This is a genomic window from Methylobacterium sp. (assembly GCF_019750675.1).
GTDB lineage: Bacteria > Pseudomonadota > Alphaproteobacteria > Rhizobiales > Beijerinckiaceae > Methylobacterium.
In genome coordinates this window covers 1-8498 of the sequence record NZ_JAIEOF010000153.1, presented here as the reverse complement: position 1 = coordinate 8498, position 8498 = coordinate 1, and the positions used below count along the sequence as shown (strand labels likewise).

Sequence of the window (8498 nt, the reverse complement as noted above, 5' to 3'; positions counted from 1 at the left end):
GCCGCCAAGGCGGCCTGAGCGATCCCCGCCCATGCACCGCCCCTCCCCATCGGGGGAGGGATCTCCTGCGACGGAACCTGAGAGACCCCATGACCGACCTGCGCCCTGTCGACGGACGAGAGATCGAAGCCGCCCTGCGCCAGCGCGCGGGCGAGAAAATCCTCGTCCTCGACGGGGCGATGGGGACGGTGATCCAGCGCCTCGGCTACGGCGAGTCGGACTTTCGCGGCACGCGATTCACGGATCACGGGCATGACCAGAAGGGCAACAACGACCTCCTGATCCTGACCCAGCCCGACGCGATCCGGCAGATCCACCTCGACTACTTCCTGGCAGGCGCCGACGTCTGCGAGACCAACACCTTCTCGGGCACCACGATCGCCCAGGCCGATTACGGCATGGAATCGATCATCCACGAGCTCAATTCGGAGGGCGCGCGCCTCGCTCGCGAGGCAGCCGCGCTCGCTGAGCAGCAGGACGGCCGCCGGCGCTTCGTGGCCGGCGCCATCGGACCGACGAACCGCACCCTGTCGATCTCGCCGGACGTCAACAATCCGGGCTACCGGGCCGTCACCTTCGATGGGGTCAAGCAGGCCTACATGGAGCAGGTGCGCGGCCTGATGGATGGGGGCGCCGAACTCATCCTGATCGAGACCATCTTCGACACCCTCAATGCCAAAGCGGCCGTCGCCGCCGCCTGGGCGGTGTTCGAGGAGCGGGGCATGACCCTGCCGATCATGATCTCGGGCACGATCACGGATCTCTCCGGCCGCACCCTGTCCGGCCAGACCCCGGAGGCGTTCTGGAACGCGCTCCGCCACGCCAGCCCGCTCACCATCGGGCTGAACTGCGCGCTCGGCGCCAAGGAAATGCGCGGGCACATCTCGGAGTTGTCGCGGATCGCCGACACCCTGGTCTGCGCCTACCCGAATGCGGGTCTCCCCAACGAGTTCGGCCTCTACGACGAGAGCCCTGAGGCCATGGGCAAGCTGGTGGGCGAGTTCGCCACCGCCGGCCTCGTCAACATGGTCGGTGGCTGCTGCGGCACCACGCCGGACCACATCCGCGCCATTGCGGAGGCCGTCGCGGGGTGCAAGCCCCGCGCGATCCCGCAAGTGCCCCGCTTGATGCGCCTGTCGGGCCTGGAGCCCTTCACCTTGACGAAGGAGATTCCCTTCGTGAACGTGGGCGAGCGCACCAACGTCACCGGCTCGGCGAAATTCCGCAAGCTCATCACCGCCGGCGACTACGCCGCCGCCCTCGACGTCGCCCGCGACCAGGTCGCGGCGGGTGCCAGCATCATCGACGTGAACATGGACGAGGGCCTGCTCGATTCCGAGAAGGCCATGGTGGAGTTCCTCAATCTCGTGGCCGCCGAGCCCGACATCGCCCGCGTGCCGGTGATGATCGATTCCTCGAAGTTCCACGTCATCGAGGCCGGCTTGAAGTGCGTCCAGGGCAAGGCGATCGTGAACTCGATCTCCATGAAGGAGGGCGTCGAGAAGTTCATCCAGGACGCCCGGGTGTGCCGTTCCTACGGCGCGGCGGTCGTCGTCATGGCCTTCGACGAGCAGGGCCAGGCGGATTCCTACGAGCGCAAGGTCGAGATCTGCACCAAGGCCTACCGGGTCCTGACCGAGGAGGTCGGCTTCCCGCCCGAGGACATCATCTTCGATCCGAACGTGTTCGCCGTCGCCACCGGCATCGAGGAGCATAACGGCTACGGCGTCGCCTTCATCGAGGCCACCAAGACCATCCGCGAGACGCTGCCCCACGCCCACATCTCGGGCGGCATCTCGAACCTCAGCTTCGCCTTCCGGGGCAACGAGCCCGTGCGCGAGGCGATGCACGCGGTGTTCCTGTACCATGCGATCCAGGTCGGCATGGATATGGGCATCGTGAATGCCGGTCAGCTCGCGATCTACGACGAACTGCCGCCGGAGTTGCGCGAACTCTGCGAGGACGTCGTCCTCAATCGCCGCGACGATTCCACCGACCGCCTGCTGGAGGTGGCCGAGCGCTTCAAGTCCGGCGGCGGCGTCCAGGCCAAGACGGCCGACCTGTCCTGGCGCGAGGCGCCCGTCGAGAAGCGCCTGGAGCACGCGCTGGTCAACGGCATCACCGAGTTCGTGGTGGCCGACACCGAGGAGGCGCGCCTGCAGTCCGCGCGTCCGCTCCACGTCATCGAAGGTCCGCTGATGGCCGGCATGAACGTGGTCGGCGACCTGTTCGGCTCCGGCAAGATGTTCCTGCCGCAGGTGGTCAAGTCCGCCCGCGTGATGAAGCAGGCGGTCGCCTATCTCGAGCCCTTCATGGAGGCGGAGAAGCTCGCCAATGGCGGCGACGGCAAGCGTCAGGCCGCCGGCAAGATCCTGATGGCGACCGTGAAGGGCGACGTCCACGACATCGGCAAGAACATCGTCGGCGTCGTGCTCGCCTGCAACAACTACGAGATCATCGATCTCGGCGTGATGGTGCCGGCGGCCAAGATCCTCGATGTCGCCAAGCGCGAGAACGTCGACATCGTCGGCCTGTCCGGCCTCATCACCCCGTCGCTCGACGAGATGGTGCATGTCGCCGCCGAGATGGAGCGCGAGGGATTCTCGGTGCCGCTCCTCATCGGCGGCGCCACCACGAGCCGCGTCCACACGGCCGTGAAGATCCACCCCTCCTACAACCGGGGCCAGACCGTCTACGTCACGGACGCGAGCCGCGCGGTGGGTGTCGTGTCGAGCCTTCTCTCGAAGGAGACGCGCGACACCACCATCGAGACCATCCGGGCCGAGTACAGGAAAGTCTCGGACGCCCACGCGCGCTCGGAACTCGACAAGCAGCGCCTGCCGCTGGCCAAGGCCCGCGCCAATCCGTTCAAGATCGACTGGTCGGGCTACCAGCCGAGCAAGCCGAGCTTCACCGGCGCGCGCGTGTTCGGGTCCTACGAGGTCGCCGATCTCGTGCCCTACATCGACTGGACGCCGTTCCTGCAGACCTACGAGTTCAAGGGCCGCTACCCGGCGATCTTCGAGGATCCCAACCAGGGCCCGGCCGCCAAGGCGCTGTTCGACGACGCGCAGGAGATGCTCAAGCAGATCGTCGACGAGCGCTGGTTCAACCCGAAGGCGATCATCGGCTTCTGGCCAGCGAACGCGGTCGGCGACGACATCGCGCTGTTCACCGGCGAGAGCCGGTCCGAGAAACTCGCGACCTTCTTCGGCCTGCGCCAGCAGCTGACGAAGCGCGACGGGCGCGCCAACACCTGCCTGTCCGATTTCGTGGCCCCGGCCGAGACCGGCATCGCCGACTATGTCGGCGGCTTCGTCGTCACGGCGGGCCTGGAGGAGGTGCGCATCGCCGAGCGCTTCGAGCGGGCCAACGACGATTACCGCTCGATCCTGGTCAAGGCGCTGGCCGACCGCATCGCCGAGGCGCTCGCCGAGCGCATGCACGAGCGCGTCCGCCGCGAGTTCTGGGGCTACGCCGCCGACGAGACCTTCGCGCCGGAGGACCTGGTGCGCGAGGAATATGCCGGCATCCGTCCCGCCCCCGGCTATCCCTCGCAGCCCGACCACACCGAGAAGGTCACGCTGTTCGACCTCCTCAAGGCGGAATCGCGGATCGGCGTGAAGCTCACCGAATCCTACGCCATGTGGCCGGGCTCCTCGGTCTCGGGCCTCTACATCGCCCACCCGGAGGCGCATTACTTCGGCGTCGCCAAGGTGGAGCGCGACCAGGTCGAGGATTACGCGATCCGCAAGGGCATGGACCTGAGAGACGTCGAGCGCTGGCTCGGCCCGATCCTGAACTACGATCCCGCCCGCTACCTCGCGGTCGCCGCCGAGTAGGGCTGTCCGCGCCGCCCTCCCCGTGGCCGGGGAGGGGGCACGTGTCGAATGCCACGGGAGTGTGGCCTGGCGAGGCTTGACCGTGGGAAGGTCTGCGCTTCAATGCCGGTCCGGCTGCAACGGCCCGAGAGCAGCGAAGGGCGCCCCGCACGTGTATCGGCTCACCGTCTCCCTCGTCGCGACGATCGCACTCGGGCTCGTCGCCTCGGGCTGCACGGGCTTCGCCTACATCTCGAAGACCTATGTGAGCGTCACGCCGCAGGTCGTCACCATCGGCTGCAAGGACCCTTACGAGGTCTACGACCAGCGCCGGGTCCGCAAGATGCTGATCGTGTCCAACGCCCTCCGGGAGACCACGGGGTGCGGCATCGACGATGCGTTCGCCGGGGGCGATCCGGCCCTGACCCGGGTCAAGCGCTTCCGGGACGCGGCCCGGACCTACCTCGACGAAACGGTGCGGGAGGATTGCCGGATTACCGGCGAGACCGTGTTCACCGATCTCCAGACCGAGTTCACCTATACCTGCGCCGGCCCAATCGAGCCGCGCGGCACCAAGGTCCCGCGTCTGCCCGGCCGCAGCAACCGCGTCGGTCTGTAGCGCCCAAGTCTGTCTCTGAGGCCCAGTCGTCCTCCGAGACTCAGTCGTCCTTTAAGTCTCAGTCGTTCTTGGACGCGCGCGGAAACGTGCGCTCCATCGCGTCGCCCGAGGCCGCGAGCAGGGCGCGGGCGAGGGTGCGTGCCTCCTCCCGGTCGAGCGCCAGGATCGCGGTGACGGGCTTGCCCGCCAGATCGGGCAGGCCGATCTCGACCCGGACCCCATCCGGCGCCGCCGTCACGGCCAAGCTCCAGTCCCGTTCCGTACTCATCGCGTGCCGCGCCTTTCGAGCGCCGTCGACGCGTCCCGTCGCCGGCGGTTCTGCATGACCGATCCCGTCGCGCGAGGCCAGGGGGAATGGCGTGTGCGCACCGCCGCGATTGACGGGCCGGGCCCCCTTGGTGTTTGTGCGCCCCGATCCGTCCCGCCCTGCCGGGCGCGGCGACGATGCCCTGGAGAAAGACCCCCATGTCCGAGATCTGGTTCCGTACCGGCGAGGCGACCGTGCTCGCGGCTGAGGGACAGTACACCGACGCGATGCCGGAGGTTCTGATCGGCTCCACCCGCGGACCGGCGGGCCACGCCTTCGCCGGCATGATGGGGCAGGTCCAGGGCCACACCCGGATGTTCGTGGTGCGCGACCTGAACCAGCTCGTGCGTCCCGCCACGATGATGACCACCAAGGCGACGATCCACACGGCAGCCTATGTCGAGCTCCTCGGCGGCGTGGTTCAGGCCGCCACGGGCGACGCCATCATCGATTGCGTGATCGAAGGCGTGCTGCCGAAGGACGGCCTCGACGACTTCTGCATGATCATCATGATCTGGCTCGACCCGCGCTGCGCCGACGACGCCAACCTCGACCAGAAGGACCTCTACCGGACGAATTACGAGGCGACGAAGCTCGCCATCGCCCGCGCCATGAAGGGCGAGCCGACCATCGACGAGCTCATCGCCAACCGCAAGACGGTGAAGCACTACGCCCTGGAAGACGTGATCGAGTACTGATCTCGTCCGAGGATACGGTCCGCGCCGGGGCGCTCCTCAGGCGCGGACATGCTCCCAGACCTTGGAGATGACGACCGAGCCCTCGCCCACCGACGACGCCACGCGCTTGACGGAACCGGCGCGCACGTCGCCGACCGCGAAGATGCCGGGATGCGAGGTCCCGTAGGGCGAGGGCGCACCGACGGCCGCTCCGGTCAGTACGAACCCGTGTGGGTCGAGATCGACCAGCCCCGAGAGCCAGTGTGTGTTGGGGGCGGCGCCGACCATCACGAACACCGCGCAGGTTGGGATCGTGCGGGAGGTGCCGTCGCCGACGCTGCGGATCGTCACCGCCTCGAGGCGATCCGCGCCGTGCAGGGCGGCGACCTCGCTGCCATACGCGATGGTGATGCCTGAGTCCGCCTCCAGGCGGCTGGAGAGATAGCTGGACATCGAGGTGGCGAGCGACGGCCCCCGTACCAGCAGGTGGACATGCCCGGCCGAACGGCTGAGGAACATCGCCGCCTGGCCCGCCGAATTGCCGCCGCCGATGACGACGATCTCGGCATTCTTGCAGTAGCGGGCCTCGATTTCGGTGGCGGCGTAGTAGACGCCCGCGCCCTCGAAGGATTCGAGGCGGTCGATCGGCAGGCGCCGGTACTGGACGCCGGTGGCCACCACGACGGCGTGCCCGCGCACCCGCTGGTCGTTGTCGAAGGTCGCGCAGAAGGTGGCGTCGGCAAGGCGCTCCAGCTTGGCGACCCGGCGCGGCATCGCGAACCGCGTGCCGAACTTCAGCGCCTGCACCTCGCCCCGCCAGACGAGATCGGCCCCGGAGATGCCGGTGGGGAAGCCCATGTAGTTCTCGATCCGGCTCGAGGTGCCGGCCTGCCCGCCGATGGCGACGTCCTCGATCACCAGGGCGCGCAGGCCTTCGGCGCCGGCATAGACGCCGGCGGCCACGCCGGCCGGGCCCCCGCCCACGATGAGCACGTCGAAGGCCTCGTCGTCGACGAGGGCGTGGTTCAGGCCGAGCAGCTGCGCCACCTTGTCGGGGGTCGGGTCCGTCACCACGATCTCGCGGCCGAAGATCACCGCCGGCCGGTCGGTGGGGATCGCGCAGCTGGTCGCGACGGCGCCGGCCTCCGGGCTGCCGAGCGCGTAGGACCGGTAGGGAAGCCGGTTGCGGCTCGCGAACTCCGCGATGCGGCGGACGGCCCGGTCGTCCTCCTCGCCGATGAGCACCAGGGTGCCGTCCTGCGTGTCGAGCTGGCGTCGCCGCCGCGCGGCCAGGACCGTGATGACGATGTCCGACATCTCGGGGATCTCGGACATCAGCCGCAGCATCGCCGGCCGCGGCACCTCGACCACGCGGGTGTCCTGCACCGCCCGCATTGGCATGGAGAAGTTGCCGCCGTTCAGGAAGGCGATCTCGCCCATGAACTGCGTCGGCCCCAGAGTGGAGGGCAGGTGGCGCTCGTCCGTGAACGGGTTGACCACCTCGACCTCGCCGTCCTCCACGTAGACGAAGCGATCGGCCGGTTCGCCGGCACGGGCGAGGTACGTCCCGGCCGGGTAGAGGCGCTCGTTTCCGGCGGCCCGGAGGGCGGCGACATGCGAGGCCGCGAGGGGGACGCGCTGCATCTCACGCAGGTCACGGCCGATCGTTTCCATGGGGCGCCTTCCGTCGGATGGGGTTCGATGCGGCGCAGCATCGATCACGCCTCCGTGACAGGTAAGGTGTAGCATGCAAGGCGGTGTCCGGAAAAACCGCCGCGCAGACGGGGCCGGATCACTCCTGCGGGATGCGTCCCACCGAGCACAGGGTGCGGATCGAACCGCTGCTGTCGGTGTAGCAGCTCGCCGACCAGCCGTTCTGCTGGATGAATGACTTGCGCCGTTCCTTGAGGGCGGTGGCGTGGGCCGTGGCGATGGCGGCCTGGACCGCGCCCGCGCTCTCGCCCACCACGATCTGAGCCGCGATGGCGAGGTCCGCGAAGTAGGCCGCCGAGGGGGCCGGTTCGGAGGAGGCCGCCTGCACGATGGGATCGGCCCGGCAGGTCAGGTCGATACGGAGGCCGCCGGGCACGCGGATGTCGACGCTCGGGCCCGTGCGCCGGCCGACCTTGCCCCCCATCGCGGCAGCGATGCGGGCGGCGAGGCCGTCGCATTCATCGGCCCGGGCCGTGCCGGGGCCGAGGATCGGTCCGGCGCCGAGGATCAGGAGGAGCGCGAGAGTGCTGGCGAGGCGCATGGTCGGGACTCGTGCCGTGGAGGAGCGGCCGGTCCGGCCGCGAAGGCGAGGCGCACCACGGTGCCTCCCGCGTTGCTGTAGGTGAGCTGGCCGCCGAGTTGGCCCGCGAGCCCCTGCGCGATGCGAAAGCCCAGGCTGCGCGCGGTGTCCGGGTTGAAATCCGCCGGGATGCCGCGTCCGTCATCCGCGATGGTGAGCTCAAGGCGCTCCGCGTCGAGCCGTTCGAGCCGGATCGTGATGGCGCCCCGTCGCCCGTCCGGGAAGGCGTGCTTGACGGCGTTGGTCACCACCTCGACCACGAGGAGCGACAGGGTGGTGAGCTGGGTAAGGTCGAACCGCAGCGGCGGCGTGTCCACGCGGCAGACGATGTTCTGCGCACCCGTGGCGTCGAGGAGATCGGCGCAGAGTTCCTTGAGGTACTGCCCCACCGGACGCTCGATGCTGCTCGGGTCGTGGAGGCGGCGATGGATGCGCGAGATCGTCTCCAGCCGCACCCGGGCCTCGTCGAGGGCGGCGAGGGCGGCCTTGGGGTCGTCGCCGACCTTGCGCTTCTGCAGGGTCAGCAGGGCGGCCACGAACTGCATGTTGTTGGCGACCCGGTGCTGCAGTTCCTGGAACATCGTGCGCTGCTGCTCGTAGAGCCCGGCCGAGACCCCCCGCTCGGCGCGAAGCCGCTCGCCCGCTCGGTGCATGACGTGGATCAGCGCGATGTCGACGCCGACGATGAAGACGTAGAAGCACAGGGCCAGCACGGTCGGCCCGTCGATGAAGAAGGCGCTGGCCGGCGGGATGAAGAAGTACCAGGCGGCGAGCCCGCTCA

Annotated in this window: 7 protein-coding genes; 3 read left to right on the top strand and 4 right to left on the bottom strand. The window is 68.9% G+C overall.

The window, feature by feature from the left end; translation table 11 throughout:
* Nucleotides 1–89 precede the first annotated feature (89 nt).
* A complete protein-coding gene (gene metH / locus K2X24_RS08210) occupies nt 90–3842 on the top strand; it encodes a methionine synthase (protein ID WP_292496629.1) in 3753 nt (1250 codons plus the stop codon).
* A 151-nt stretch (nt 3843–3993) separates the two neighbouring features.
* Nucleotides 3994–4440 carry a hypothetical protein gene (locus tag K2X24_RS08205; RefSeq protein WP_292496627.1) on the top strand — a complete coding sequence of 149 codons (447 nt, stop codon included), beginning with the start codon at nt 3994–3996 and terminating at the stop codon, nt 4438–4440.
* A gap of 58 nt (nt 4441–4498) precedes the next feature.
* Here K2X24_RS08205 and K2X24_RS08200 read toward each other — a convergent pair whose 3' ends face one another.
* Nucleotides 4499–4708, bottom strand: a complete 210-nt coding sequence (locus tag K2X24_RS08200) for a hypothetical protein (RefSeq protein ID WP_243910492.1) — start codon at nt 4706–4708, stop codon at nt 4499–4501.
* A gap of 197 nt (nt 4709–4905) precedes the next feature.
* Here K2X24_RS08200 and fae point away from each other — a divergent pair, with 197 nt between their 5' ends.
* Entirely contained in the window at nt 4906–5445 is a 540-nt protein-coding gene (gene fae / locus K2X24_RS08195) for a formaldehyde-activating enzyme (protein WP_292496625.1), read from the top strand.
* Between the two features lie 36 nt (nt 5446–5481).
* Here the strand turns inward: fae and K2X24_RS08190 are convergent, their stop codons facing one another.
* From K2X24_RS08190 to K2X24_RS08180, 3 genes are all read right to left on the bottom strand, one after another.
* Complete coding sequence (locus K2X24_RS08190; RefSeq protein ID WP_292496622.1) at nt 5482–7098, bottom strand: cyclic nucleotide-binding domain-containing thioredoxin-disulfide reductase; 1617 nt, start codon at nt 7096–7098, stop codon at nt 5482–5484.
* A gap of 118 nt (nt 7099–7216) precedes the next feature.
* A complete protein-coding gene (locus K2X24_RS08185) occupies nt 7217–7678 on the bottom strand; it encodes a hypothetical protein (protein ID WP_292496620.1) in 462 nt (153 codons plus the stop codon).
* Nucleotides 7645–8498, bottom strand: an 854-nt coding sequence (locus tag K2X24_RS08180) for a sensor histidine kinase (protein ID WP_292496618.1), incomplete at its 5' end; no start/stop codon positions are given. The genes K2X24_RS08180 and K2X24_RS08185, both read right to left, overlap by 34 nt.